Consider the following 24,442-nt stretch of genomic DNA (forward strand, 5'->3'; position numbering starts at 1 on the left):
GGGTGTGCCCGGGCGCCGGTGGCCGTCCCGTTACCGTTCCAGGCGTGGTGGAGCATTTCGCGGTCCGTGGCGGGGCCCGGCTGAGCGGGTCCGTCGACGTCGTCGGGGCGAAGAACAGCGTGCTCAAGCTGATGGCGGCGGCGCTGCTCGCCGAGGGCCGGACGACGCTGGAGAACTGCCCGGAGATCCTGGACGTGCCGCTGATGGCCGACGTCCTGCGCAGCCTGGGCTGCACGGTGACGATCGAGGGCCCGACGGTGCACATCGACGTCCCGGCCGATCCCGGCGCCGAGGCCGACTACCGGTCGGTGTCGAAGCTGCGGGCGTCGGTCTGCGTGCTCGGGCCGCTGGTGGCGCGCTGCCGGCGGGCGGTCGTCCCGCTGCCCGGGGGCGACGCGATCGGCTCCCGCCCGCTGGACATGCACCAGAACGGGCTGCGCAAGCTCGGGGCGACGACCGACATCGTGCACGGCAGCGTCACCGCCTCCGCCGGGGACCTGCACGGCGCGCAGATCTGGCTGGACTTCCCCAGCGTCGGCGCCACCGAGAACATCCTGATGGCCGCCGTGCTCGCCGAGGGCACCACGGTCATCGACAACGCCGCCCGCGAGCCGGAGATCGTCGATCTCTGCGTGATGCTGCAGCAGATGGGCGCGAAGCTGGAGGGCGTCGGCTCGTCCACCCTGACCGTGCACGGCGTGACCGGGCTGCAGCCGACCACGCACCGGGTGATCGGGGACCGGATCGTCGGTGCGACCTGGGCGTTCGCCGCCGCGATGACGCGCGGCGAGGTGACCGTGCGCGGTGTCGACCCGCACCACATCGACCTGGTGCTGGACAAGCTGCGCAGCGCGGGCGCCGAGATCACCGTCGGCGACCACCAGTTCACCGTCGCCCAGGCGGAGCGCCCGCAGGCGGTGGACTTCGTGACGCTGCCCTACCCGGGCTTCGCGACCGACCTGCAGCCGATGGCGATCGCCCTGTCCGCGGTCGCCGACGGCACCTCGATGATCACCGAGAACGTGTTCGAGGCCCGGTTCCGGTTCGTCGACGAGATGGTGCGGCTCGGCGCCGACGCCCGCACCGACGGCCATCACGCCGTCGTCCGCGGGCGGCCGGAGCTGTCCAGCGCGCCGGTGTGGGCCAGCGACATCCGGGCCGGCGCCGGGCTGGTGCTGGCCGGGCTCTGCGCGCGCGGCTCCACCGAGGTGTGGGACGTCGCGCACATCGACCGCGGCTACCCCCGGTTCGTGGAGAACCTCAGCGCGCTCGGTGCGGACATCGCCCGGGTCGCCGGCGAGCCGGAGCGCTAGGAGCTAACCGGCGGGCGTCCGGAGGGCGGGCTCGTAGGGGGCGCCGAACCGGGACCCGTCGAACACCCGGCGGACGACCGGATCGCCGCCGTCGCGGCCGATGTCGACGGCCGCGATCCGGGTGGTTCCCCGCTGCGTGGCGTCCGGCGGGGTGAACGACAGGTAGGCGCGCAGCCGGTGCACCGAGCCCGGCAGGTAGACCGCCGAGCGCAGTGACGGGCCGCGCTCCAGGGCGGTCCCGGTCCCGGCCACGACGTGGTCGCGCACGGCCCGGTCGAGCACCGGCTCCAGCGTGGCCAGCAGGTCGTCGGTCAGCGCCGGCCCGAAGTCCCGGCCGGCGGGCTGCTCGATCCCGTCGCCGCCCGCGAGCACCCGGGTGGCGTGCCGGACCTCGGCGTCCAGGGCCAGGCCCTGCTCGGCGGACCGGAGCACCGCCGGGAGCCCGGGATCGACGGCACCGGCCGGCCGGGCCCGCTCCGGGGCGACCGAGACCCGCAGGTCGACGCCGTGCCGGTCGGTCACCAGCGCGGCCGCGCAGCGGTCCAGCAGCGGGAGCAGCCCGGCACCGGCGTCGCGGTCGACGTCGGCGAGCACGGTCAGCACGATCCGCAGGTGCGACGCGGCGTCCGGTGCGGCCGGCCGGCCGCGGTCCGACCAGGAGATCTCGGTGACGCCGCCGAGGGCTGCCCCGCACGGTCCCGCTGTCAGCGCGCGCAGCGTCGCGGCGGCGGACCGCGCCTCGTCGGCCCGCTCGGCGACCCGGCGCAGGCAGTCCGGGCCGCAGTCCGGATCGATCCCGAAGCGCAGGACGGCGTCCGGGTCGTCGACCAGGCCGGCCAGCGCGACCGGCGGGCCGTCCCCGTCCGGGGCGTCGACCTGCAGGATCCGCAGTCCGCCCGGCACCGCGTCGTCGGCGATCCGCTGGGCCACCCGCTCGGGACGGTCGGTGACCCCGACGACCACCGCGGCGACGGCGAGGATCCCGACGAGCCCGACGACCACGAGTACTCCCCGGCGCATGCCCGGACGGTAGCCGGGTGGGCCGGGCGGGTCCTCCGTAGCACCACCGTGGCCCGTGGAGCGTTGTGCCGGGCTACCGGTGACGGAACGACGTCGCGTTCCGCTCCTCGACGAGGCCGTACTCCTGGGCGGCCAGGTCCAGGCGCTCGCATGCCTCGCGGAGTTCCTCCACCCACGCCTTGTGCGTGTCGAGGATGTGGTTGATCTGGGCCTGGAACATCCGCTGCGCGTCGATCGAGACGGGGTCGTCGCCGCACCGGGGGATGGCCCGGAGATCGCTCGCGTCCCGCAGGGCCTGTTGGACGGAGTCGATCTCGCGCAGCAACACGGCCCGCACCTGACGCACGTTGGTGACGTCGATCTGGGTCATCAGGGAGTCGGATGCGGTGCCCCGGGGCGCGTGTGCGTCGGTGTCCATCGGGCGGACCGTAGGGGTGGACCGCCGCCGGGGATGGTGATCGTGGGCTCCGGTTCGCCGTCGCGAACGGACTCAGCCCGCCGGCCGGAGGTTGCGCAGCGCCTGCGAGGTCAGGAGCGTCGTCTTCCCACAGACCTCGTCGAAGTCCTTGATCGAGCCGTCCTCGTTCGACGCGGTCGCCATCACCTGGACACGGATCCCGTGCGGGTCGGAGGCGTCGATGTAGTGCGAGCACAGGGGGAACGAGTCGCCGAAGGCGGTGCTCTGCACGACGCCGTAGCCGTCCACGACGTGCACAGTGGAGTCGGGGGTGCCGACGACGACCGCCGCGGGCAGCGGGAGGGTCTGGACGGAGTAGTTGTAGCCGTCGTCGAAGTTGCTCCAGCCGCAGATCCGGGTCGGGCCGTCGCCCAGGTCGCCGGTGCCGGGCTCCCCGGGGCCGACTCCGCGGTCGGCCTGTTCGGCGGGGGTGAGGGCGGCGCAGGGATCGATGCCGGTGACGTCGATGTCGGCCGGCCGGGGTGGGAACGGGGAGTCCGGGGCCGCCTCGGCACACCCGGTGAGCAGCGTGATCGCGGCGAGGGCGATGAGCACGGAGCGGATGCGGCATGCCGCCGGTCGGGCCACGGACGTCCTCCGGACGGGTGAGGGGGCGCTCAGGCTAGCGGTCGGTGCCCGCCGCCCGGGCGGAACCGGCGACCCCACGGAGGGCTCGGCCGTGCCGGTGGGGTGGCCGCCCCCGCGCGCTGCGGCCGTGACCCGATCGTGGCAGTCTTCCCGTCACACTGACGAGGAGGTCGCCATGGTGCGCACGCCCGACACCGCCGACGTGGCCAGGGCCGGCCGCGGAGCGCGGGACGTGGCCCACTCCGCCCCGGTCCGGATCGCGGCCCGGGTCGGGATCGCCGCCAACGGCGTCCTGCACCTGCTGATCGGCTGGCTGGCCGTGCAGGTCGCGCTCGGCTCCGGAGGGCAGGCCGACCAGAACGGCGCGCTCGGCGCCATCGCCGCGGAGCCGCTCGGCCGGGCGTTCCTGTGGGTGCTCGTCGTCGGGTTCGCGGCCGTCGTGCTGTGGCGCTCGGTGTCGGCGGTGTGGGGGTTCGGCTACCTCGGTGACCGGAAGAAGCAGCTCGCGAAGCGGCTGGTCTCCGCCGGGCTGGCGGTGGTCTACCTGGTGCTGGCGATCGCGGCGGCGACCACCGCGATCCGCGGCCGGGCGTCGTCGGGCAGCGGCGGCCAGGCCACCGCCGGGCTGCTCGGGCTGCCGGGCGGGCAGATCATCACCGCGCTCGTCGGCCTCGGCGTCGTCATCGGCGGTGGCGTCATGATCTGGAACGGCTGGACGAAGCGGTTCATGGAGGACCAGGACCTCGCCGGCGCTGACACCCGGGCCCGGCGGCTCAACGCGCGCACCGGCCAGGTCGGGTTCATCGCCAAGGGCATCGCGTTCGGGGTGCTCGGGATTCTGCTCGGCGTCGCCGCGCTGACCTTCGACCCGCAGCGGGCGAACGGCCTGGACTCGGCGCTGAAGACGCTGCGCGAGCAGCCCTACGGGGTGTTCCTGCTGATCGCGGTGGGGTTGGGGATCGCCTGCTACGGGGTCTTCTGCTTCCTCGACGCCCGGTACCACCGGGTCACCTGAACGACCCGGCGGTCTCGTCCTCGACGAGGCCGTACTGGACGGCGGCCTCCTTGAGGCGTGTGCAGGCTTCGTTCAGCTCGGCCAGGTAGGCCTCGTGGGTTGTGAGGATCTGATCGATCTTCCTCTGGAACATGGACTGCGCGTCGACGGATACAGGATCGTCGCCACAACGGGGGATGTCGCTCAGCCAGGCTGAATCCTTGAGTGCCTTCTGGATGGACAGGGCTCTTTGCTCGAGTACTGCATGAACCTTCATCACGTTGGTGATGTCGATCTGGGTCATCAGGGAGTCGGAGGCGGTTCCGCGGGGAAGTCGTGCGTCGATGTCCACGGGCAGGGACGGTAGGGACACGATCGCGCGACCGGTGCGTACCGGAACTTCCTCGTCGCAGCCGTGAACGTCACCGACCGCGCAAGTTCTCCAGCACCTGCGCCGTGACCGTCTCTGCTCGGTCACAGACCTGGTCGAGCGATCTGCGTGAGCCGTCGTCGTTGCGCCGGCTGGCCTGGACCTGGATGCGCAGGGCCTGCTCGTCGGAGGCATCGACGTAGAATTCGCACAGCGGGAACGACTCCGCGTGCGACGTCGACTCGACCACGCCGTAGCCGCCGACGACGCCGACTGTTGTACCCGGCGCCTCGGTCGCGACCGCAGCCGGCTCCGGAAGGGTCTGGACGGTGTAGTTGTGGCCGTCGTCGAAGTTGCTCCACAGGCATGCCCGGGTCGATCCGATGACGATCCGGCCGACTCTCGGTTCGCCGGGTCCGACGCCCAGCTCGTTCTGCTGTTCAGCGGTGAGGGCTGTGCAGAGGTCGACGGTGGTGGTGTCGATGTCGGCGGGCCGGGGTGGGAAGGGTCCGGTGGGCTCGCTGGTCCCGCAGCCGGCGAGCAGGGCTGTGATCGTGAGCAGGACGGCGGTGCGGCGCAGTGCCGGTCGTGCCACGGGTCCTCCGAGCGCCTGGGGAGGGTCAGGTTAGCGGGAGCTGGTCACTGTCCGGTGTGGAACGGCCCCGGTGACGGCGGCATGATCGCCAATCGGGAACCGAGACGTTCACCCAGCGGGCGTTCTGGTTCCCGATCGGTGATCGTGCGGGTCACCTGAAGGACTCGGCGGTCTCGTCCTCGATGAGGCCGTACTGGACGGCGGCATCCTTGAGGCGGGTGCACGCCTCGTGCAGTTCGGCCAGGTACACGTCGTGGGTATCGAGGATGTGGTCGATCTTTGCCTGGAACATCTTCTGTGCGTCCCTGGAGACGAGGTCGTCGCCGCAGCGCGGGATGTTCCGGAGCGGCGCGGCCTTGATTATCGCTGTCTGAATGGAGTGGATCTGGTGTTCCAGCGCGGCGTGTACCTCCAGGACGTTGGAGATGTTGATCTGTGTCATGAGTGAGTCCGATGCGGTTCCCCGGGGAACCCGAGCGTCGATGTCCACGGCCGGAAAGGTAGGAGTCGTTCCCGTCCGCGGTGGCGGCTCGCGAGCTGCGGTTCGCACTCGCGAAGTCGGTCGAACATCATGCGGGCGCGTCCCGAAGATTCTGCAGGACCTGTGACGAGACCGTCGTCGCCCGGCTGCACACCTGCTCGGAGCTGACGTGGCGGCCGTTCTCGTCCCGCGCCGTTGCCTGGACCTGAACGCGGAGCGCGGCGCTGTCGGAGATGTCGAGGTAGAGCTCGCAGAGCGGCAGTGATTCCTCGTGATCCGTGACCCGAACGGATCCGTAACCCTCGACCGGCTGAACCGTCGAGCCGGGGGCGCCCACGGCGGCCGCCGCCGGGGTGGGGAGCGTCTGGACGGTGTAGTTGTAGCCGTCGTCGAAGTTGCTCCACCCGCAGATCCGGGTCGGACCGTCGCTGTGCTGCTCGGCCCAGCTCTCGCCCGGATCGACGCCCAACTCGTCCTGCTGCTCGGCGGTGAGGGCTGTACAGAGATCGACGGTGGCGGTGTCGATGTCGGCCGGCCGGGGCGGGAACGGACCGGCGGGCTCCCCGGGCCCGCACCCGGCGAGAAGCACCACCAGCGCCGTGAGGAGAGCCCGGCCGACGGTCCGACATGCCATGGCGCCTCCAGGGGGAGCGGGGGATCCCAGGTTAGCGCCGGTGATCACTGTCCGGTGTGGATCCGGACAGCAACATCACCGACCCGTCGCCGAGGGTCCCGCCCGTTGCGTTCTTAACGATTGATCAGTAGGTTGCCGACACCGCCTCGACGTGGAGGGAGCCGCGCATGACCGTGGTCGACGAGACCCAGGGCACGACGTCGGAGTACCGCAGGGCGGTGCGCTCCTGGCTCGCCGCCAACGCCCCCGGCTCACTCGCCCACCTGCCGCCCGACGAGCATCTGCGGCGCTCCCGGGAGTTCCAGGCCGCCCTCTACGACGCCGGGTACGCGGGCATCACCTGGCCGGAGAGCGTCGGCGGGCAGGGCCTCGGGCAGGCCGAGCAGCAGGCGTTCTCCGACGAGGCCGCCGAGCACGAGCTGCCGCTGTACCCGTTCATGATCGGGATGGGGATGTGCGGGCCGACGGTCGTCGACCTGGGCACCGACGCCCAGCGGGACCGCTACCTGCGCCCGCTGCTGCGCGGCGAGGAGATCTGGTGCCAGCTGTTCTCCGAGCCGGGCGCCGGATCCGACGTCGCGAGCCTGCAGTCGCGGGCCGTGCCCGACGGCGACCGCTGGATCCTCAACGGCCAGAAGGTGTGGACGACGAACGCCCAGTTCGCCGACTTCGGCGCGGTCCTCGCCCGCACCGACCCGGACCGGCCGAAGCACGCCGGGCTGACGATGTTCGTCGTCGACATGCACGCGCCGGGCGTCACCGTCCGGCCGCTGAAGGACATGACCGGCCGGACGCCGTTCAACGAGGTCTACTTCGACGACGTCGGGATCCCGGCGGAGAACGTGCTCGGCGAGATCGGCGGCGGCTGGCACGCCGCGGTGACGATGCTCGGCCACGAGCGGGTGTCGATCGGCTCCGCCCGCCGCCCGCGCCGGAGCCCGCTGGAGTTCGCCTCGCTCGCCGAACGGGCCCGGGCGGCCGGCGTCGCCGACGATCCGGTGGTGCGCGACCGGCTCGCCGAGCTCTACGCGCACGAGCGCGCGCTCGCGCTGCTCAACTCCCGGATCCGGCAGGAGACCGCGGCCGGCCGCCCGCCGGGCGCCCGCGGCTCGGTGCTGAAGCTCGCCGGGGCGCTCCAGCTCCGGCGCGCGATCGAGGTCGCCGGTCTCGTGTCCGGCGCCGACGCCGTCGCCTGGGACCCGGCCGACCCGGCCGGCGACGAGCTGGCGCTGGCGATCAACGCCGCGCCGTCGTCGAGCATCGCGGGCGGCACGAACGAGGTGCAGCGCAACATCATCGGCGAGCGGATCCTCGGGCTGCCGAAGGAGCCGCAGGTCGATCGGGACGTCCCGTTCCGCGAGCTCGCGGTCGGGACCCAGCGGCGGGAGGGGACCCGGTGACGCTCGTCCTGGACAGCGAGGCCGAGGAGCTGCGCGCCGCGGTGCGCCGCTTCCTCGCCGACAAGGCGCCCTCGGAGCGGGTGCGCGCGGTGATGGACGGCGATCCCGGGCACGATCCGGCGGTCTGGTCCGGGCTCGCCGCCCAGGGCGTGCTCGGGCTCGTCGTGCCCGAGGAGCTGGGCGGCAGCGGGGCCGGGCACGTGGAGCGCGCCGTCGTCGCGGAGGAGCTGGGCCGCGCGCTCACGCCGGTGCCGTTCCTGGCGTCGGCGGTGCTCGCCGTCGACACCCTGCTGGCGCTCGACGACGACGCCGCACGCGCCGAGTACCTGCCGCGGCTGGCCGCCGGGGAGCTGATCGGCACCGTGGCGGTCGCCGAGCGGGGCGGGGAGTGGGACCGCACCGGCGGGCGGACCACCGCCACCGAGCGGGACGGCCGGTGGGAGCTGACCGGGGTCAGGACCCCGGTGCTCGCCGGGGACACCGCCGACCTGGTGCTGGTCCTGGCCCGGACCGCGGACGGGCCGGGCTGGTTCGCGGTGGACGGCGACGCCCCCGGCCTGACCCGCGACCGGCTGGGCGCGCTGGACCCGACACGGCGGCTCGCCGGGCTGACGTTCGACGCGACCCCGGCCCGGCCGCTCGCCTCCGCCGACCCGGCGGCGGCGCTCGGCACGGTCGCCGATCTCGCCGCGGTGGCGCTCGCCGCCGAGCAGACCGGGCTGATGCAGCGGGCGCTGGAGCTGACCGCCGAGTACGCGACGCTGCGCGTGCAGTTCGGCCGCCCGATCGGCTCGTACCAGGCGGTGAAGCACGGCTGCGCGGACGTGTACAGCGCCTGGGAGCACGCGGTCTCGGTGGTGCGGCACGCCGCCTGGGCCGCCGACCACGACCGTGCCGAGCTGCCGGTGGCGGCGGCGCTCGCGCAGACCTACACCGGGCCCGCGGCGTTCACCGCGGCGACCGCGATGGTGCAGTACCACGGTGGTGTCGGCTACACCTGGGAGCACGACGCGCACCTGTTCTACAAGCGGGCCAAGAGCGCCGAGCAGCTCCTGGGGTCCCCGGCGGGGCACCGGGCCCGGCTCGCCGAGCGGCTCGGGCTGTAGCGGCAGGGCCGGACCGAGCACCGTGACGGAAGTGAGGACGACGATGTCCGCGACGCCATCCGCGCACGCCCCGACGACGCTCCCCGGCCGGGGGATGACGATGAGCGATCTCGTCGCCCGGCACGCCCGCATCGCACCGGACGCGGTGGCGCTGGCCGATCCGGTGCACCGGCGGACCTACCGCGAGCTCGACGCCCGGGTCGACCGGCTCGCCGCCGCGCTCGCCGGTCGCGGGACCGGCCCGGGCGACCGGGTCGCCGTGCTCGGGACGAACAGCGTCGGGGTGGTCGAGTCCTGGCTCGCGATCCTGCGGCTCGGCGCGATCGCGGTGCCGGTGAACTTCCGGCTGGCGCCCGACGAGATCCGCTACGTCCTCGACGACAGCGGCTCGAGCCTGGTCCTCGTCGATCCGGCGCTGGCCCCCGGCGTCGCGAAGGCCCGCGCGGGGGCGCCGTCGGTCCGGTCGGTGATCACGTTCGGCGAGGAGTACGAGGCGCTGCTCGCCGATCCCGGAGCGTCCGCCGGGTACCCGGAATCCCCGGTGCCGGACGAGGCACCGGCGTTCATCATGTACACCTCCGGGACGACCGGCTTCCCGAAGGGCGCGGTGCTCACCCATCGCAACCTGTACCTGCACGCCTTCTGCTCGATGGCGACCCTGGGCATCACCGGCGACGACCGGGTGTGGATGTCGGCGGCGCCGCTGTTCCACATCGCCGGGCTGTCCGGGATGCTGCCGGTGCTGATCACCGGTGGGAAGGTCGTGATCCCGCCGTCGGGCGGCTTCGACCCGGTGCAGACCGTGCGCACTCTCGCCGACGAGGGCGTCACCTCGTGCTTCATGGTCCCGGCCCAGTGGCAGGCGGTCTGCGCCGTCGATCTCGCCGCCCACGACCTGTCCCGGCTGCGCCGGATCTCCTGGGGCGCGGCGCCGGCGTCGACCACCCTGCTCCGCACCATGATCGACGCCTTCCCGCAGGCCGAGGTGTGCACCGCGTTCGGGCAGACCGAGTGCAGCCCGGTCACCACGAACCTGCGCGGCGAGGACTCGATCCGCAAGATCGGGTCGATCGGCACGCCGATGGTCGGTGTCGAGGCCCGGATCGTCGACGACGACATGAACGACGTCCCGCCCGGGGACGTCGGCGAGATCGTCTACCGCAGCCCGATGGTGATGACCGGCTACTGGAACAAGCCGGAGGAGACCGCCGAGGCGTTCCGCGGCGGCTGGTTCCACTCCGGCGACCTGGTCCGCGCGGACCCGGACGGCTACCTCTACGTCGTCGACCGCAAGAAGGACATGATCATCTCCGGTGGCGAGAACATCTACTGCGCCGAGGTGGAGAACGTCCTCGCCGGGCATCCGAAGATCGCCGACGTGGCCCTGATCGGCGTCCCGGACCCGAAGTGGGGGGAGACGCCGCTGGCCGTCGTCGTGCCGCGGGACCCGGCCGATCCGCCGACCGACGCCGACATCGAGGGCTACGCCCGGGAGCGGCTGGCCGCCTACAAGCGGCCCCGGCACCTGCGGCTGGTCGACGCGCTGCCGCGCAACCCGAGCGGGAAGGTGCTCAAGACGGTGCTGCGCGCGGACCACGGCGGCTAGAACGACCCGCGGGACAGCACCACCTTGGCGTCCTTGACGTCGTGCGGGAAGACGAGCAGCGCGTAGCCGGCGCCGCCGTCGTCGCGGGAGATCGTGGACCGGATCCCGGCGGCGCGCAGCCGGTCGCGCAGCACCCGGGCCGCGTCCGGGCCCGGGACCCGGGAGACCTCGGTCAGCAACCCGGTCGCGACCGGGTCGTCCGGGTCGTCGGTGGGCAGTTTCACGTTCCGCTGGTGGCCGAACGTCCAGCGCAGCAGCAGCCCGATCAGGACCAGCGTCGTGACCAGGCCGATCACCGTGCCCAGCCGGGGGACGAGGTCCAGGTTCATCGGTCGATCGTCGCACCCGCGGGCGCCGGGCGCCTCGCCGAGCGGACGGGGTGAACCGATCCAGCGCTCGGTTTCCCGCGCGGATCGCGTAGTTTGCCGCGCACAGGGGTGTGACGAGTGCCGACTCGGCGACGCCCAGCGGCTACTCGCCAGTAGTATCCGTGCAGGCTGTGCCGACTGTGCCGATGACGACGCGGAGGTGTCCGGTGCCCTACCCGACCGATCGTGAGCGCGACCGCCCGTGGGTGATCCGCACGTACGCCGGGCACTCGTCGGCGGCGAAGACCAACGAGCTGTACCGGCGGAACCTGGCGAAGGGGCAGACCGGGCTCTCGGTCGCCTTCGACCTGCCCACCCAGACCGGATACGACCCGGACGACGAGCTCGCCAAGGGCGAGGTCGGCAAGGTCGGCGTCCCGGTCAGCCACATCGGCGACATGCGCGCGCTGTTCGAGGGTATCCCGGTGGCCGAGGCGAACACCTCGATGACGATCAACGCTCCGGCGATGTGGCTGCTGGCGCTCTACGTCGCGGTCGCCGAGGAGCAGGCCGAGGAGCAGGGCCTCGACTACTCCGAGGTCCGCGGGAAGCTGGCCGGGACCACCCAGAACGACATCGTCAAGGAGTACCTGTCCCGCGGGACCTACGTGTTCCCGCCCGGGCCGAGCCTGCGCCTGATCACCGACATGGTCGCCTGGTCGGTCACCGAGATCCCCAAGTGGAACCCGATCAACATCTGCAGCTACCACCTGCAGGAGGCCGGCGCGACGCCGCAGCAGGAGCTGGCCTACGCGCTGTCCACCGCGATCGCGGTGCTCGACTCGGTGCGCGACTCGGGCCAGGTGCCGCCGGAGAAGTTCGGCGACGTCGTCGGCCGCATCTCGTTCTTCGTCAACGCCGGCATCCGGTTCGTCGAGGAGATGTGCAAGCTGCGCGCCCTCGGCCGGCTCTGGGACGAGATCACGAAGGAGCGCTACGGCGTCGAGAACCCCAAGCAGCGCCGGCTGCGCTACGGCGTCCAGGTCAACTCGCTGGGCCTGACCGAGGCGCAGCCGGAGAACAACGTCCAGCGGATCGTGCTGGAGATGCTCGCCGTCACGCTGTCCAAGGACGCCCGGGCCCGGGCCGTCCAGCTGCCGGCCTGGAACGAGGCGCTCGGCCTGCCCCGCCCGTGGGACCAGCAGTGGGCGCTGCGGATGCAGCAGGTGCTGGCCTACGAGACCGACCTGCTCGAGTACGAGGACATCTTCGACGGCTCGCGGGTCGTCGAGGCCAAGGTCGCCGAGCTCGTCGAGGGTGCCCGGGCGGAGATCGACCGGGTGCAGGAGATGGGTGGCGCGGTCGAGGCCGTCGAGAGCGGCTACATGAAGGGCGAGCTGGTCAGCTCGCTGGCCGAGCGGCGGCGCCGGCTCGAGTCCGGCGAGGAGGTCGTGGTCGGCGTCAACAAGTTCGAGACGACCGAGCCGAGCCCGCTGCAGGCCGAGGGCGCGGGGGCGATCTTCACCGTCGACCCGGCGACCGAGCAGGCCGCGGTCGAGGCGATCCGGGCCTGGCGTGCCGATCGTGACCAGGCCGCCGTCGAGGAGACGCTGCGCGCGCTGCGGGACGCGGCCAAGACCGAGCAGAACCTGATGCAGGTCTCGATCGACTGCGCCAAGGCCGGCGTGACCACCGGCGAGTGGGCGGGGGCGCTGCGCGAGGTGTTCGGCGAGTTCCGGGCGCCGACCGGGGTGTCCGGGGCGAGCGCGTCCGGCGAGGCCGCGACCGAGATCGCCGAGGTGCGCGAGCGGGTCCGGGCGACCGGCGACGAGCTGGGCCAGCGGCTGCGGATGCTGGTCGGCAAGCCCGGCCTGGACGGGCACTCCAACGGCGCCGAGCAGGTCGCCGTGCGCGCCCGCGACGTCGGCTTCGAGGTCGTCTACCAGGGCATCCGGCTGACCCCGTCGCAGATCGTGGCGGCCGCCGTGCAGGAGGGCGTGCACGCGGTCGGGCTGTCCGTGCTGTCCGGGTCGCACCTGGAGGTCGTCCCGTCGGTGGTGCGCGGGCTGCGCGAGGCCGGCGCCGGGGACATCCCGGTCGTGGTCGGCGGGATCATCCCGCCGGACGACGAGAAGCGGCTGCGCGAGGGCGGGATCGCCGCCGTCTTCACGCCGAAGAACTACCGGATGACCGAGATGATGGACGAGATCGTGACCCTGATCAGGCAGGCGCAGGGGCTCGACCAGGGGTGAGCGGGCGGTCCGGTCAGTCCCCGGTCTTCTCGCTGCCCCGGCGGCTGAGCAGCCGGAAGCCGGGGATCCCGACGATCGCCTGCCGGACCTCCTTCAGCACGTCCAGCAGCTCGTGCACGTCCGGGCCGACGCGGTCCAGGGTCGCCAGGATCGGCATGATGTCGTTCTCCATGTGCTCGGTGAACACCGGGAGCTGATCGACCAGCTTGATCGCGGCGTGGATCTCGTCCTCGGACAGCTCGTCGACGAACTTGCGGGCCAGCGGCGCCGCCTGCTGGGCGAGCGGGGCGTAGAGGTCGATCAGCTCGCGGGCCTGGCTGCTGGCGACCTGCGCCTCGTCGACGACCCCGTTCGCCCGCTCGGCGACCTGGCGGGCCGAGCCGATCACGCCGGTCGCGTCCGTGGTGACCTGCTCGACCTGCGAGATGAGGTTGCCGGCCCGGTCGCAGACGGTCGAGGTGGTGCGGATGAGGCCGCCCGCGTCGTCGGCGACGGCGTCCACCCGGGCGACCAGGCCCTCGGCGTTCCCGGCGACGACCGAGACCTGCTCGACGAGTCCCTCGGCCTTCTCCGAGACGGTGGTGACCCGGCGGACCAGCCCGCCCGCCTCCTCGGACACCGTGGTGACCTGCTCGACGAGGCCGTCGGCCCGCTCGGCGACCGTGGTGACCCGGGTGACCAGCGACTCGGCGTTCCCGGCGACGGTGGTGACGCGGGTGACGAGCTCGCCTGCGTCGTCGGCGACGCCGGTGACCCGGGTGACCAGCGACTCCGCGTCCACCGCGACGCCGGAGACGCGCTCGACGAGCTGCTCCGCGCGCTCGGCCACCGGCCGGATCCGCTCGACCACGCCGGTCGCCTCGCCGGCCACCGCGTCGACCCGGACGAGCAGCCCCTCGGCCCGGTCGACGACGCCGTCCACCCGGTCCAGCAGCGCCTCCGCCCGGCCCGCGATGGTGCCGATCCGGCCCACCAGCGACCCGATGTCGTCGATCAGCTCACCGGCACGGGCCGGGAGCGCGACCACCGTGCCGGCCAGCTCACCGGTCCGGTCGACGACGGCCGCCGCCCCGGAGAGCAGGTCGGACGGGCCGGGGACCGGGATCCCGGCGATGCGCAGCGCCATGTGCGGGATCCTCGCATCCCGGCGGCGTCCGGGGGGTCACGACTCGGGTGTGCGCGCGCAGAGGTCGTCGACGGTGAGATCGGGCGGTGGGAGGTTCTCCTCGGTGAACCCGAACGGACGCGCCAGCTCCAGCCAGCGGCCGGACTCCTGCAGCGCGGTCAGCCCGCGGTCGAACTCGGCGCGGAACGCGGAGTCGGCGGGCCGGAACGCGAACGCCCCGGCACCGACGACCGGGCGGCCGTTCACCTCGGGCGCGAAGCCGGGCGTGACCTGCAGCCCGATGCCGGCGTTGCGGCGCACCTCGTCCAGCAGCGAGATCCGGGTGAGCGCGCCGACCTGGGCCTCCCCGGCGGCGACGCCGCGGACCAGGGCGCCCTGCGAGTCGAACGGGACGATCCGCTCGCTCCCGATGCCGGCGGCGAGCGCGTACTCGAACTCGGCGGAGCCGCGCAGCACCCCGAGCGTGGCGCCGGACCGCCGGACGCCGCCGAGCGTCGCGACGCCCAGCGGGTTGCCGGTCGGGACCAGCAGCGCGGTCCGGGCGATGTAGTCGGGCCGGGAGAACGCGACCTGCTGGCAGCGCAGCGGGGTGACGGTGAGGCCGACCGCGATCAGGTCGAACCGCTCGTCCAGCAGGTCCTCGACCAGCCGCTCGAACGGGACCTGCACCGCGACCAGCCCGCCGCCGCCGAGACCGGCGACGACCGCCCGGGCCACCTCCGGGCTCTGCCCGGTCGGCCGTCCGACGCCGTCGGTGAAGCCGAACGGGCGCTCGCCGGAGAGCCCGACCACGACGTCGCCGCCGGCCTGCAACCGGGTCAGCGCGTCGGCCGACTCGCGGCCGCAGCCGGTCAGCCCGATCGCGGCCCCGCCGAGCACCGCCGCGGTGCCCAGCAGGCGGCGCCGGCTCAGACGGATGGGGTCGTTCATGGTCCGGACGAGCCTAGGTGATCGGTGCGGCCGGGGCCGCCCGGCCGCGGCGCGCCGCTAGTCCGACCACTCCGGCGGGCGCTTCTCCAGGAACGACGCCATCCCCTCGCGGGCCCCGCCGGACTGCGACATCGAGGCCATGACCTCGGACGCGATCCGGTAGGCGTCCGCCTCCGGACGGTCGAGCTGGGCGTAGAGGGTCTGCTTGCCGACGGCCTTGGACAGCCGGCTGCCGCGGGTGGCCCTGGCGAGCAGCTCGTCGACCCTGGCGTCCAGCTCGTCGTCGGGCACCGCGTAGTTGATCAGGCCCCATCCGGCGGCGGTCGCGGCGTCGATCGGGTCCCCGGTCAGGGCCAGCTCCATCAGCCGCTTGCGGCCGATGTTGCGGGCGACCGGGACCGCCGGGGTGTGGCAGAACCAGCCGCCCTTGCCTCCGGGCAGCGCGAACGTCGCCGACTCGGCGGCGACCGCGAGATCGCAGGACGCGACGAGCTGGCAGCCGGCCGCCCACGCCGTCGCGTGCACCCGGGCGACGACGACCTGCGGCACCTCCTGCACGGTGCGCATCACCGTCGTGCACAGCCGGAGCAGGTCGCGCACCCCGGCCAGGTCCCGGTCCGCGACGTCGCCGAAGTCGTGCCCGGAGGAGAAGGCCTTGCCCTCGCCGGCGAGCACGATCCCGGTCGCGTCGCTGCGCCCGGCGCTCTCGAACGCGTCCAGCAGTTCCCGGAGGTGCCCGGCGGTCAGCGAGTTCCGCCGCTGCGGCCGGTTCATCGTGATCCGGACCGTGTCGCCGTCCTGCTTGACCAGCAGGTGCTCGTAGTCGGCCATGGCCCGACGGTATCTCGACAGGGCGGTGCGGCGAAGCTATCGTGAACTTTGACCAGATTGACGATTCTGGTCATGAAGTCACGGTTTCACAGTCCCCACGGTCAAGCAGCGGAGGTGCCGTGTCGGTGGCGGAGCAGGTCCCGGGAGACGCCGAGCGGATCGAGCGGGTGCTCGACGCGGCCGCCGAGCTGCTCGTGCGCTGGGGCTACCGGCGGGTGACCGTCGAGGACGTCGCCCGCCGGGCCGGGGTCGGGAAGGGCACCGTCTACCTGCACGTCCGCACCAAGGAGGCGCTGTTCCTGACCGTGCTGCTGCGGGCGCAGCGGCGGCTGTTCGCCGATCTCGCCGATCGGATGGCCGCCGAGCCGGCGAACGCGCTGCCGTGGCGGATGTCCCGGCTGCTCTACGAGCGGATGCGCGGCGACGCCGTGGCCCGGGCGATCTACCTGGGCGACGCCGAGGTGCTCGGCCGGCTCGCGCACGAGGCGGCGGGGGCGCTCGGCGAGCTCGCGGCCATGCGCGAGGACGTCGTCCGGCGGTACTTCCGGCTGCTCCGCGGCGCCGGGCTGGTCGCCACCGACCTGCCCGCCGAGCAGCAGATGCACAACTGGGGATCGGTGATCTACGGCTTCTTCCTCACCGACAGCCTGCCGCAGGTCACGGCGCTGGTCGGCGAGGGCGGGCGCGGCGAGCTGCTCGAGTACGCGGTCCGCCGCCTGCTCGTCGCACCCGGCCTCGATCCCGAGCAGGAGGCGGCCGCCGCGGCGTCCGTCGCGACCGGGGCGGCCGAGCTCTACCGGCCGCTGATCGAGCACATCGACACCGAATGGCGCCGCCGGACCCGGTGATCCCGGGCCCGCCGGACCACCACCGAGGGGAGCACGACATGACCGCACCGACCGGAGCGCCGGACCTGCTGGCACCCGACTTCACCGACGACCCGTACGCCGGATACGCCCGGCTGCGCGAGCAGGCGGCCGCGGCGACCGTCTCCCTGATGGGCGGCCCGCCGATGATGCTGGTGACCCGCTACGACGAGGTCCGGACGGTGCTCACCGATCCGCGGTTCGTCACCGATCCCGAGCTCGCCGGTGCCGGGGTGAACGCCCGGGACGCGCTGCTGCGCCGGGCCGGTGTGCCCGACGACCTGGTCGGCTACCTGGTCCGCACGATCCTCACCGCCGACGGCGACGACCACACCCGGCTGCGCAAGCTGGTCTCCCGCGCCTTCACCGTGCGACGGGTGCAGGCGCTGCGGCCCCGGGTCGAGGAGATCGTCGCCGGCCTGCTCGACGACATCGCCGCGGCCGGTGCGGACGGCACCCCGGTCGATCTGGTCGAGGCGTTCGGCTATCCGCTGCCGATCACGGTGATCTGCGAGCTGGTCGGGGTCCCCGAGGCGGATCGCGCGCAGTGGCACCGGTGGGGCCGGGTGCTGACGTCGATGGATCCGGAGCGGATTCCCGGCGTGCTGCGCGCCGCCGTCGAACACGTGCACGAGCTGATCGCGGCGCGCCGCGCGGAACCGGCCGACGACCTGGTCAGCGCGCTGATCGCGGCCCAGGAGGACGACGGCGACCGGCTCTCCGACCAGGAGATGGTCACGATGGTCTTCGCGATCGTGATGGCCGGGCACGAGACCACCGCGCACCTGCTGTCGAACGGGGCGCTGGCCCTGCTGACCCGGCCCGACCAGCTCGCGCTGCTGCGGGCGGAGCCCGATCGGTGGCCGGCCGCGGTGAACGAGCTGATGCGGGCCCGCGGGCCGGTGCAGTTCACCCAGTTCCGGTACCCGGTCACCGATGTCGAGCTGGGCGGTGTGCCGATCCCGGCCGGAACCCCGGTGATCGCCGGTCTGCTGCCGGCGAACCACGATCCGCGGGCGTTCGACCGGCCGGACGAGATCGATCTCCGGCGGGACACCGGGCGCGGCGAGGGCCACCTCGGGTTCGGTCAGGGCGCGCACTACTGCCTGGGCGCCGCGCTCGCCCGGCAGGAGGGTGACGCCGGGCTGCGGATGCTGTTCGACCGCTTCCCGCGCCTGCGGCTCGCGGTCCCCGCGCAGGAGATCACCTGGGTGCCGCAGCCCGGGATGAGCCGGGTCGCGCAGCTGCCGGTGCTGGTCTCCTGAGGCCCGGTTTCCCCCGCCGGGTCCACCCGGCGGGGGAGGGCGGTGCGCCGCCGCGGACCTAGCGTCGGGCCGTGCCCGGCGGTACCCGCCGGACACCACTCACGGGAGGTGCACGGATGACGGACCGAGCGGGAGCGCCGCAGGCGGGCGGCCTGCGGGCCACCGCGCGCCGGCTGGTCGCGGGCGGACGCGGGATCCTGGCCGCCGACGAGAGCGTCGCGACGATGTCGAAACGGCTCGACGACGCCGGGGTGCCGGCGTCCGCGCAGCGGCGCCGCACCTACCGGGAGCTGCTGGTCACCGCCGACGGGCTGGCCGACGGCGTGAACGGGGTGATCCTCTGCGAGGAGACCCTGCGCCAGCGGTTCGCCGACGGCCGCACCTTCCCCGAGGGGATCGCCGGGCTCGGCATGCTGCCCGGGATCAAGGTCGACACCGGCACCGCGCCGCTGGCCGGGGCACCGGGCGAGACGGTCACCACCGGGCTGGACGGCCTGCCGGAGCGGGCCGCGGAGTTCGCCGCGCTCGGGGCCCGGTTCGCCAAGTGGCGCGCGGTCTTCCGGATCACCGGTGACCTGCCGTCGAACTGGGCGATCCGGGCGAACGCGCACGCGCTGGCCCGCTACGCCGCCGACTGCCTGCAGGCCGGGCTGGTGCCGATCGTCGAGCCGGAGGTGCTGGCGGCGGGCGACCATCCGCTGGACCGCACCGCGACCGTCACCGCGCGGGTGCTGGCGACGGTCACCGCCGCGCTCGCCGACGCGGGGATCGATCCCGCCGCGACCGTCCTCAAGCCGAACATGGTCACCGCGGGCGCCGACGCCGTGCCGGCGGATCCGGCCTCGGTCGGCCGGGCCACCCTGGACGTGCTCCGGGCGACCGTCCCGGACGATCTCGCCGGGGTCGCGTTCCTGTCGGGAGGCTGGGCCCCGGCCACGGCCGCGGCGAACCTCGCCGCGATCCGGGAGCTGCCGGCGCCGTGGCCGGTGACCTTCTCGTTCGGGCGGGCGCTGGTGAGCCCGGCGCTGCACGCCTGGCGCGGCGACCCGGACGCGGTGCCCGCCGCGCAGGAGGCGCTGCTCGCCGAGGTGCGGCGCAACACCGCTCCCGCGCCGGTGCCTGCCTGAGCCGGGATCAGCGGCCCGCCGCGCCGCCTCGCGCCGCCTCGCGCCGCCTCGCACCGGCGAGCGGCGGCGCGTTCCGCGGAACGCACCGGTCACGGCGCCCGCCACGGCGCGGTCCCGAGCACGTGCGCGAGCAGCAGCCCGGTGCTCGCCGTCGCGTCCGGATGGGTGACGACGTGCCACGGCCGGTCCAGCGGGGTCCCCGGCACGTCGAGCTCGACCAGCTCCCCGTCGGCGAGCAGCCTGCGCACCGCCTCCCGGGACACCAGGGTCACGCCGAGCCCGGCCCGGGCGGCGGCGACGGTCGCCCCGTGCGAGCCGAGGACCAGCCGCGGCGGGTCCACGCCGAGCGCGTCGAGCAGCGCGGACAGCGTCGTCCGGATCCCGGAACCGGCCTCGCGGAGCAGCCAGGTCGCCGTCGCCGGGGCGTGGTCGGCTCCGGGCGCACCCACGACGACCAGCACGTTGTCCCGGACCGCGCGCACCGCGGGCGGGCCGGACGCGCCCGGGTCCCGAGCCGTCGACGGCGGCCGCCCGGCGACGACCACGTCCACCTCGTGATGGGCGAGCATCGGCCAGATCCGGTCGCTGGGCGCCACGTCCACCTCCAGCGCCACGCCCGGGTGCCGGGCACGGAACCCGGCGAGCAGCCCGGGCAGCAGGTGCTCGCCCGCGGTCGTGACGGCGGCCAGCCGGACCCGGCCGTGCTCCGGATCGGCCTCGCCGCGGGCCGCGGCGGCGCCCTCCTCGAGGAGGCCGAGCACCCGCCGCGCGTAGCCGGCGTAGCGGCGCCCGGCGGCGGTCAGCCGGACCCCGCGGCCGTCCCGCTCGATCAGCGGGACGCCGACGTCCTCGGCCAGCGCCCGGACCGCTGCCGACACCGTCGACTCGGTGACGAACAGGCTCGCCGCGGCGCCGCGGACCGAGCCGTGCTCCGCCAGCGCGACGAACGCGCGCATCCGGGCCGTGGTCGTCACCCGCTGAGCGTACGAGCCGGCTCGGCTGCCGCACATGCTCTGTGGTTACCGCACACGTCTCGGCTCGTGCGGTGGTGCTGAGCCGTATGCGGTCGCCGTCGGCAGGTGTGCGATCGCGATCGGCCGGCCGTGGCCGCGATGACGGAGGTGTTCGCTGGACGGTGTGGACGAAGCGGGGCGGATCATCCGGCTGCGACGTGAGTTGCGCGCGGCGGGATGGAGCGACGACGAGCTGCGCCGGGCGAGGCGAACCGGCGTGTTGCGGCAACTCCGCCGCGGCGCCTATCTCGACGGAGCGCTCCCCGCCGATGCGGTCGAGCGGCACCACGCCACGACACGTGCCGTGCTGGCCCAGCTCGGTGAGGCCGCAGTGGCCAGCCACGTGTCTGCGGCGGTGCTGCACGGGCTCGCGGTGTGGAACCTGCCGCTGGACCGGGTGCACGTCACCAGGGACCGCTCGTACGGCGGTCGCCGGACCCGGGACCTGCACCTGCACCCGTCCCCGCTGGGTGCCTCCGACCGCACCGTCGTCGGAGGGCTGGCGGTGACCACGTGCGCCCGGACGGTCGTCGACATCGCCCGGACGGCCGGCTTCGAGATCGCGGTCGCGCTCGCCGATTCCGCGCTGGCACGACGGGAGCGGGGAGTGCCGCCGCCGCTGCTGCGGCATGAGCTCGACATGGCGGTCGCGGCCGCGGCGGGGCGCCGCGGTGCCGGAGCGGTTCGCCGGGTGGCGGCGTTCGCGGACGGGCGCTCCGGAAGCGTGGGGGAGTCGCGGGCACGGGTCGCGCTCGCGGTGGCCGGGCTCCCGGAGCCTGAGCTGCAGTTCCCGATCGTCGTCGCCGGCCACCGTTATCTCGCCGACTTCGCGTGGCCGCGGCAGCGCGTCATCGGGGAGTTCGACGGGCGGGTCAAGTACGGCCGTCGCGGAAAACCGGACACCGACGCGCTCTACTCCGAGAAGCTGCGCGAGGACCGGACCCGCTCCGCCGGATTCGCCGTGCACCGCTGGACCTGGCAGGACCTGGCCGACTTCCGCGGCCCCGCCGCCCGCCTGCGCGCCGCGCTGGTGCCCTGACCGCACAGGTTCCGCGACGACCGCACTGGACGGAACCAGTGCGGTCGTCGCGGAACCTGTGCGGCGGCGTCAGCGAGCGTGGCCGCCGTCGAAGACGCGGCTGGCGCGCAGGTCGGCGGCGGCCAGGGTGCGGAGGTCGTCGCGGGTGACGATCGCACCGGGAGCGTTCGCCAGGCGCAGCGCCTGGCGCATCCGGGCCCGGTCGAGGGCGTTGCGGACGCTGCGCGCACCGGCGAAGAAGGGTTGCTCCGAGCGCAGCTCCAGGTAGTCGTGGAGGGCGGTCAGGGCGTCGTCGGAGAGCGCGAGGCCGAGCTCGTCGGTCATCCGGCTCCCGATCTCGGCCAGCTCGTCGACCGAGAAGTCCGGGAAGTCGACGTGATGGGCGACCCGGGACTGCATCCCCGGGTTGGCGGTGAAGAAGGTGCCCATCCGGTCGGCGTAGCCGGCCAGGATCACTGCCAGGTCGCCCCGGTGGTCCTCCATCGCCTGCAGCAGGATCTCGATGGCCTCCCCGCCGTAGTCCCGTTCGTTGCCGGGGCGGTGCAGGTAGTAGGCCTCGTCGATGAACAGCACCCCGCCGAGCGCCCGCCGGACGGTCTCCTTGGTCTTCGGTGCGGTGTGTCCGACGTACTCGCCGACGAGGTCGTCCCGGGTGGCGGACACCAGGTGCCCGGTGCGCAGGTAGCCCAGGCCGTGCAGCAGGCCGGCCATCCGGCGGGCCAGGGTCGTCTTGCCGGTGCCGGGATTGCCGGTGAAGCACATGTGCAGGGTCGGGGTCAGCGTGGTCAGCCCGAAGCGGGCCCGCACCCGGTCGACGACGAGCAGCGCGGCCAGCTCGCGCAGCCGCTGCTTCACCGGTGCCAGCCCGACGAGCTCGCGGTCCAGGGCGTCGAGCTCCCGGTCGACGCCGGCCTCGCGGCGGACCTCGTCCAGGTCGACGGTGTCCCCGGGGCCGAGCTCGGGCTCCGGCCCTGACCCGGCGGGGCCGGCGTGGTCCGGCGCCGACCGGTCGACCGGGGGCGCCGACGTGGTGGCCCCGGCCGGGCGCGTCGAACCGGTGGACCCGGCCGGGCGCGTCGAACCGGTGGGCCCGGCCGGGCTCGCCCGCTCGGCCGACCCGGGCGGGGCCGCCGAGCCGAACGCGATCCGGGTCGGCGCCGCGGCGGCAGGCCCGGCGGCGCCGGAGGTCCGCGCCGGGCCGGCCCCCGGCCCGCCGTTCTCAGTGCGGCGCACGGCCGTTCCCGGACGCCCCGTAGCGCGAGCCCGCCGGACGCTCGGTGGCGTAGGGGTGCACGGTGTACCCGATCCGCCGGTCCGCGCCCTCGGTCCGGTCCAGCCGGAATCCCGGCTCCGCCGCGGGCCGCTGCACCAGGAACGACAGGGCCACGGTCTGCCGGCCCAGCGAGGCGTCGTAGGCGTTGACCCGGACGTAGTGCTCCGGATGGGCCTGCCGGCAGGCGTTGATCTCGGCCAGCACCCCGGCCGGGTCGGCCAGGTCGAACATCGGCATGCCCCACATGTCCCAGTAGGTGTTGCGGGGGTGCGGGTCGTCGGTGAACTCGACGGCGCACGGCCAGTCGTGGTCGAGCGCCCAGCGGATCTGGGCGGTGATCTCGTCGTCGGTGAGATCGGGCAGGAAGGAGAAGGTGCCCTGGGTGACGCGCATCGGTGCCTCCGTCTCAGGCCGGGGTGGGGGTGGTCGTGACGTCCGGGGTGTCGGTGGAGGCGTAGTCGAACGTGATGTCGCCCCAGGTCGACAGCGCCGTCTCCAGCGGCCGGTTGCGCTTCGCGGCGGCGCGCAGGATCTCCGGGCCCTGGGCCAGGTAGTCGGCGCCCTCGTTCCGGGCCTTGATCATCGCTTCGACCGCGACCCGGTTCGCCTCGGCGCCGGCGGCGATGCCCATCGGGTGCCCGATCGTCCCGCCGCCGAACTGCAGCACGACGTCCTCGCCGAGATGGTGCAGCAGCTGGTGCATCTGCCCGGCGTGGATCCCGCCGGAGGCGACCGGCATGGTCGCCGGCATCGACACCCAGTCCTGGTCGAAGTAGAGCCCCTTGACCGGGTCGGCCTCGCTGCGCCCGGAGCGCAGCACGTCGTAGAAGCCGGCGACCGCGTTCGGGTCGCCCTCCAGCTTCCCGACGACGGTGCCCGCGTGGATGTGGTCGACCCCGGCCAGGCGCATCCACTTGGCGATCACCCGGAAGCTGACGCCGTGGTTCTTCTGCCGGGTGTAGGTGCCGTGCCCGGCCCGGTGCAGGTGCAGGATGACGCCGTTGCGCCGGGCCCACGTCGACAGGCTCTGGATGGCGGTGTAGCCGACGGTCAGGTCGACCATCACGATCACGCTGCCCAGCTCGCGGGCGAACTCGGCGCGCTCGTAGATGTCCTCCATCGTGGCCGCGGTGACGTTGAGGTAGTGGCCCTTCACCTCGCCGGTCTCGGCCTGCGCCCGGTTCACCGCCTCCATGCAGGACAGGTAGCGGTCCCGCCAGCGCATGAACGGCTGGGAGTTGATGTTCTCGTCGTCCTTGGTGAAGTCCAGCCCGCCGCGCAGCGCCTCGTAGACGACCCGGCCGTAGTTCCGCGCGGACAGCCCGAGCTTGGGTTTGGTGGTCGCGCCCAGCAGCGGGCGGCCGAACTTGTTCAGGTACTCGCGCTCGGTGACGATCCCGTGCGGCGGCCCGGCGAAGGTCTTGACGTAGTGCGGCGGGATCCGCATGTCCTCCAGCCGCAGCGCGGCGAGCGGCTTGAACCCGAAGACGTTGCCGATGATCGAGCTGGTCAGGTTCGCGATCGAGCCCTCCTCGAACAGGTCGAGGTCGTAGGCGATGTAGGCGATCCACTGGCCGGGCGTGTTCGGGACCGGCTCCACCCGGTAGCACTTGGCCTGGTAGTGCTCGTAGGCGGTCAGCCGGTCGGTCCAGACGACCGTCCAGGTCGCGGTGCTGGACTCACCGGCGACGGCGGCCCCGGCCTCCTCGGGCGGCACCCCGTCCTGCGGTGTGACCCGGAAGGCGCACAGCAGGTCGGTGTCCTTCGGCTGGTAGTCGGGCTGCCAGTACCCCATCTCGGCGTAGGGGATGACGCCTGCGCTCCATCGATCGCTCATGGGCTCCAGCG

At 73.7% G+C, this 24,442-nt stretch carries 25 protein-coding genes; 10 read left to right on the forward strand and 15 right to left on the reverse strand.

Annotation, left to right across the window (positions count from 1 at the left end; all coding sequences use genetic code 11):
- Positions 1-44: 44 nt before the first annotated feature.
- Entirely contained in the window at positions 45-1,313 is a 1,269-nt protein-coding gene (gene murA, locus ABD160_RS19365) for a UDP-N-acetylglucosamine 1-carboxyvinyltransferase (RefSeq protein ID WP_344024438.1), read from the forward strand.
- 3 nt (positions 1,314-1,316) lie between these two features.
- On the opposite strand, the gene ABD160_RS19370 is transcribed toward murA, so the two are convergent.
- The 3 genes from ABD160_RS19370 to ABD160_RS19380 all read right to left on the reverse strand — a co-directional run bounded on the left by ABD160_RS19370 (position 1,317) and on the right by ABD160_RS19380 (position 3,345).
- Entirely contained in the window at positions 1,317-2,333 is a 1,017-nt protein-coding gene (locus ABD160_RS19370) for a hypothetical protein (protein WP_344024440.1), read from the reverse strand.
- 73 nt (positions 2,334-2,406) lie between these two features.
- Positions 2,407-2,751, reverse strand: a complete 345-nt coding sequence (locus ABD160_RS19375) for a hypothetical protein (RefSeq protein ID WP_344024442.1) — start codon at positions 2,749-2,751, stop codon at positions 2,407-2,409.
- Between the two features lie 72 nt (positions 2,752-2,823).
- Positions 2,824-3,345 (reverse strand): DUF3558 family protein, encoded by a 522-nt coding sequence (locus tag ABD160_RS19380; protein WP_344024444.1) that lies wholly within the window; start codon positions 3,343-3,345, stop codon positions 2,824-2,826.
- 208 nt (positions 3,346-3,553) lie between these two features.
- Here ABD160_RS19380 and ABD160_RS19385 point away from each other — a divergent pair, with 208 nt between their 5' ends.
- Positions 3,554-4,393 carry a DUF1206 domain-containing protein gene (locus ABD160_RS19385; protein WP_344024446.1) on the forward strand — a complete coding sequence of 280 codons (840 nt, stop codon included), beginning with the start codon at positions 3,554-3,556 and terminating at the stop codon, positions 4,391-4,393.
- Here ABD160_RS19385 and ABD160_RS19390 read toward each other — a convergent pair.
- The 4 genes from ABD160_RS19390 to ABD160_RS19405 all read right to left on the reverse strand — a co-directional run bounded on the left by ABD160_RS19390 (position 4,386) and on the right by ABD160_RS19405 (position 6,452).
- Positions 4,386-4,724: a hypothetical protein gene (locus ABD160_RS19390; RefSeq protein WP_344024448.1), complete on the reverse strand. Its 339-nt coding sequence runs from the start codon at positions 4,722-4,724 to the stop codon at positions 4,386-4,388. The genes ABD160_RS19385 and ABD160_RS19390 overlap by 8 nt on opposite strands.
- A 70-nt stretch (positions 4,725-4,794) precedes the next feature.
- Positions 4,795-5,337, reverse strand: a complete 543-nt coding sequence (locus ABD160_RS19395) for a DUF3558 family protein (RefSeq protein WP_344024450.1) — start codon at positions 5,335-5,337, stop codon at positions 4,795-4,797.
- 151 nt (positions 5,338-5,488) lie between these two features.
- Positions 5,489-5,827 (reverse strand): hypothetical protein, encoded by a 339-nt coding sequence (locus ABD160_RS19400; protein WP_344024452.1) that lies wholly within the window; start codon positions 5,825-5,827, stop codon positions 5,489-5,491.
- 79 nt (positions 5,828-5,906) lie between these two features.
- Positions 5,907-6,452, reverse strand: coding sequence for a DUF3558 family protein (locus ABD160_RS19405; protein WP_344024454.1), 546 nt, complete (start codon positions 6,450-6,452; stop codon positions 5,907-5,909).
- A gap of 167 nt (positions 6,453-6,619) precedes the next feature.
- Between ABD160_RS19405 and ABD160_RS19410 the strand changes: the two genes are divergently transcribed.
- The 3 genes from ABD160_RS19410 to ABD160_RS19420 are packed head-to-tail and all read left to right on the forward strand — an operon-like array spanning position 6,620 to position 10,564.
- Positions 6,620-7,852, forward strand: a complete 1,233-nt coding sequence (locus ABD160_RS19410; RefSeq protein WP_344024456.1) for an acyl-CoA dehydrogenase family protein — start codon at positions 6,620-6,622, stop codon at positions 7,850-7,852.
- Positions 7,849-8,958 carry an acyl-CoA dehydrogenase family protein gene (locus ABD160_RS19415; protein WP_344024458.1) on the forward strand — a complete coding sequence of 370 codons (1,110 nt, stop codon included), beginning with the start codon at positions 7,849-7,851 and terminating at the stop codon, positions 8,956-8,958. Before ABD160_RS19410 ends, ABD160_RS19415 begins: the two co-directional genes overlap by 4 nt.
- Positions 8,959-9,001: 43 nt before the next feature.
- Positions 9,002-10,564, forward strand: a complete 1,563-nt coding sequence (locus tag ABD160_RS19420; RefSeq protein WP_344024460.1) for a long-chain-fatty-acid--CoA ligase — start codon at positions 9,002-9,004, stop codon at positions 10,562-10,564.
- On the opposite strand, the gene ABD160_RS19425 is transcribed toward ABD160_RS19420, so the two are convergent.
- Positions 10,561-10,893 (reverse strand): hypothetical protein, encoded by a 333-nt coding sequence (locus ABD160_RS19425; RefSeq protein ID WP_344024462.1) that lies wholly within the window; start codon positions 10,891-10,893, stop codon positions 10,561-10,563. The genes ABD160_RS19420 and ABD160_RS19425 overlap by 4 nt on opposite strands.
- A 206-nt stretch (positions 10,894-11,099) precedes the next feature.
- On the opposite strand from ABD160_RS19425, the gene ABD160_RS19430 reads away from it, so the two are divergent.
- On the forward strand, positions 11,100-13,124 hold the full coding sequence (locus tag ABD160_RS19430; RefSeq protein WP_344024464.1) for a protein meaA: 2,025 nt from the start codon (positions 11,100-11,102) through the stop codon (positions 13,122-13,124).
- Between the two features lie 13 nt (positions 13,125-13,137).
- Here ABD160_RS19430 and ABD160_RS19435 read toward each other — a convergent pair whose 3' ends face one another.
- The 3 genes from ABD160_RS19435 to ABD160_RS19445 are packed head-to-tail and all read right to left on the reverse strand — an operon-like array spanning position 13,138 to position 16,011.
- Positions 13,138-14,250 (reverse strand): methyl-accepting chemotaxis protein, encoded by a 1,113-nt coding sequence (locus ABD160_RS19435; protein WP_344024466.1) that lies wholly within the window; start codon positions 14,248-14,250, stop codon positions 13,138-13,140.
- Positions 14,251-14,286: 36 nt separating this feature from the next.
- On the reverse strand, positions 14,287-15,180 hold the full coding sequence (locus tag ABD160_RS19440; RefSeq protein WP_344024468.1) for a transporter substrate-binding domain-containing protein: 894 nt from the start codon (positions 15,178-15,180) through the stop codon (positions 14,287-14,289).
- 57 nt (positions 15,181-15,237) lie between these two features.
- Positions 15,238-16,011, reverse strand: a complete 774-nt coding sequence (locus tag ABD160_RS19445) for an enoyl-CoA hydratase-related protein (protein ID WP_344024470.1) — start codon at positions 16,009-16,011, stop codon at positions 15,238-15,240.
- 125 nt (positions 16,012-16,136) lie between these two features.
- On the opposite strand from ABD160_RS19445, the gene ABD160_RS19450 reads away from it, so the two are divergent.
- The 3 genes from ABD160_RS19450 to ABD160_RS19460 all read left to right on the forward strand — a co-directional run bounded on the left by ABD160_RS19450 (position 16,137) and on the right by ABD160_RS19460 (position 19,269).
- Complete coding sequence (locus tag ABD160_RS19450) at positions 16,137-16,859, forward strand: TetR/AcrR family transcriptional regulator (protein ID WP_344024472.1); 723 nt, start codon at positions 16,137-16,139, stop codon at positions 16,857-16,859.
- 38 nt (positions 16,860-16,897) lie between these two features.
- Positions 16,898-18,142: a cytochrome P450 family protein gene (locus ABD160_RS19455; protein ID WP_344024474.1), complete on the forward strand. Its 1,245-nt coding sequence runs from the start codon at positions 16,898-16,900 to the stop codon at positions 18,140-18,142.
- Between the two features lie 116 nt (positions 18,143-18,258).
- On the forward strand, positions 18,259-19,269 hold the full coding sequence (locus tag ABD160_RS19460) for a class I fructose-bisphosphate aldolase (protein ID WP_344024476.1): 1,011 nt from the start codon (positions 18,259-18,261) through the stop codon (positions 19,267-19,269).
- An 89-nt stretch (positions 19,270-19,358) separates the two neighbouring features.
- Here the strand turns inward: ABD160_RS19460 and ABD160_RS19465 are convergent, their stop codons facing one another.
- Positions 19,359-20,243, reverse strand: a complete 885-nt coding sequence (locus ABD160_RS19465) for a LysR family transcriptional regulator (protein ID WP_344024478.1) — start codon at positions 20,241-20,243, stop codon at positions 19,359-19,361.
- Between the two features lie 256 nt (positions 20,244-20,499).
- Between ABD160_RS19465 and ABD160_RS19470 the strand changes: the two genes are divergently transcribed.
- The gene (locus ABD160_RS19470; protein ID WP_344024480.1) at positions 20,500-21,321 is read left to right on the forward strand and encodes a hypothetical protein; all 822 of its coding nucleotides are present in this window, start codon (positions 20,500-20,502) and stop codon (positions 21,319-21,321) included.
- A 69-nt stretch (positions 21,322-21,390) separates the two neighbouring features.
- Here the strand turns inward: ABD160_RS19470 and ABD160_RS19475 are convergent, their stop codons facing one another.
- From ABD160_RS19475 to ABD160_RS19485, 3 genes are read right to left on the reverse strand one after another with little or no spacing between them, the layout of a single operon-like run.
- A complete protein-coding gene (locus tag ABD160_RS19475; RefSeq protein WP_344024482.1) occupies positions 21,391-22,554 on the reverse strand; it encodes an AAA family ATPase in 1,164 nt (387 codons plus the stop codon).
- The gene (locus ABD160_RS19480; RefSeq protein ID WP_344024484.1) at positions 22,541-22,987 is read right to left on the reverse strand and encodes a ribulose bisphosphate carboxylase small subunit; all 447 of its coding nucleotides are present in this window, start codon (positions 22,985-22,987) and stop codon (positions 22,541-22,543) included. The genes ABD160_RS19475 and ABD160_RS19480 overlap by 14 nt, the downstream gene beginning before the upstream one ends.
- A gap of 13 nt (positions 22,988-23,000) precedes the next feature.
- Entirely contained in the window at positions 23,001-24,431 is a 1,431-nt protein-coding gene (locus tag ABD160_RS19485) for a form I ribulose bisphosphate carboxylase large subunit (protein ID WP_344024486.1), read from the reverse strand.
- Positions 24,432-24,442: the final 11 nt, after the last annotated feature.

The sequence above is a fragment of the Pseudonocardia kongjuensis genome, assembly GCF_039526905.1.
Lineage (GTDB): Bacteria > Actinomycetota > Actinomycetes > Mycobacteriales > Pseudonocardiaceae > Pseudonocardia > Pseudonocardia kongjuensis.

Coding starts and splice junctions, on each gene's coding strand:
- ABD160_RS19370 (WP_344024440.1), bottom strand. CDS start 2,333: ATGCGCCGGGGAGTACTCGTGGTCGTCGGGCTCGTCGGGATCCTCGCC.
- ABD160_RS19410 (WP_344024456.1), top strand. CDS start 6,620: ATGACCGTGGTCGACGAGACCCAGGGCACGACGTCGGAGTACCGCAGG.
- ABD160_RS19435 (WP_344024466.1), bottom strand. CDS start 14,250: ATGGCGCTGCGCATCGCCGGGATCCCGGTCCCCGGCCCGTCCGACCTG.
- ABD160_RS19405 (WP_344024454.1), bottom strand. CDS start 6,452: ATGGCATGTCGGACCGTCGGCCGGGCTCTCCTCACGGCGCTGGTGGTG.
- ABD160_RS19455 (WP_344024474.1), top strand. CDS start 16,898: ATGACCGCACCGACCGGAGCGCCGGACCTGCTGGCACCCGACTTCACC.
- ABD160_RS19485 (WP_344024486.1), bottom strand. CDS start 24,431: ATGAGCGATCGATGGAGCGCAGGCGTCATCCCCTACGCCGAGATGGGG.
- ABD160_RS19425 (WP_344024462.1), bottom strand. CDS start 10,893: ATGAACCTGGACCTCGTCCCCCGGCTGGGCACGGTGATCGGCCTGGTC.
- ABD160_RS19445 (WP_344024470.1), bottom strand. CDS start 16,011: ATGGCCGACTACGAGCACCTGCTGGTCAAGCAGGACGGCGACACGGTC.
- ABD160_RS19460 (WP_344024476.1), top strand. CDS start 18,259: ATGACGGACCGAGCGGGAGCGCCGCAGGCGGGCGGCCTGCGGGCCACC.
- ABD160_RS19440 (WP_344024468.1), bottom strand. CDS start 15,180: ATGAACGACCCCATCCGTCTGAGCCGGCGCCGCCTGCTGGGCACCGCG.
- ABD160_RS19480 (WP_344024484.1), bottom strand. CDS start 22,987: ATGCGCGTCACCCAGGGCACCTTCTCCTTCCTGCCCGATCTCACCGAC.
- ABD160_RS19375 (WP_344024442.1), bottom strand. CDS start 2,751: ATGGACACCGACGCACACGCGCCCCGGGGCACCGCATCCGACTCCCTG.
- ABD160_RS19385 (WP_344024446.1), top strand. CDS start 3,554: ATGGTGCGCACGCCCGACACCGCCGACGTGGCCAGGGCCGGCCGCGGA.
- ABD160_RS19420 (WP_344024460.1), top strand. CDS start 9,002: ATGTCCGCGACGCCATCCGCGCACGCCCCGACGACGCTCCCCGGCCGG.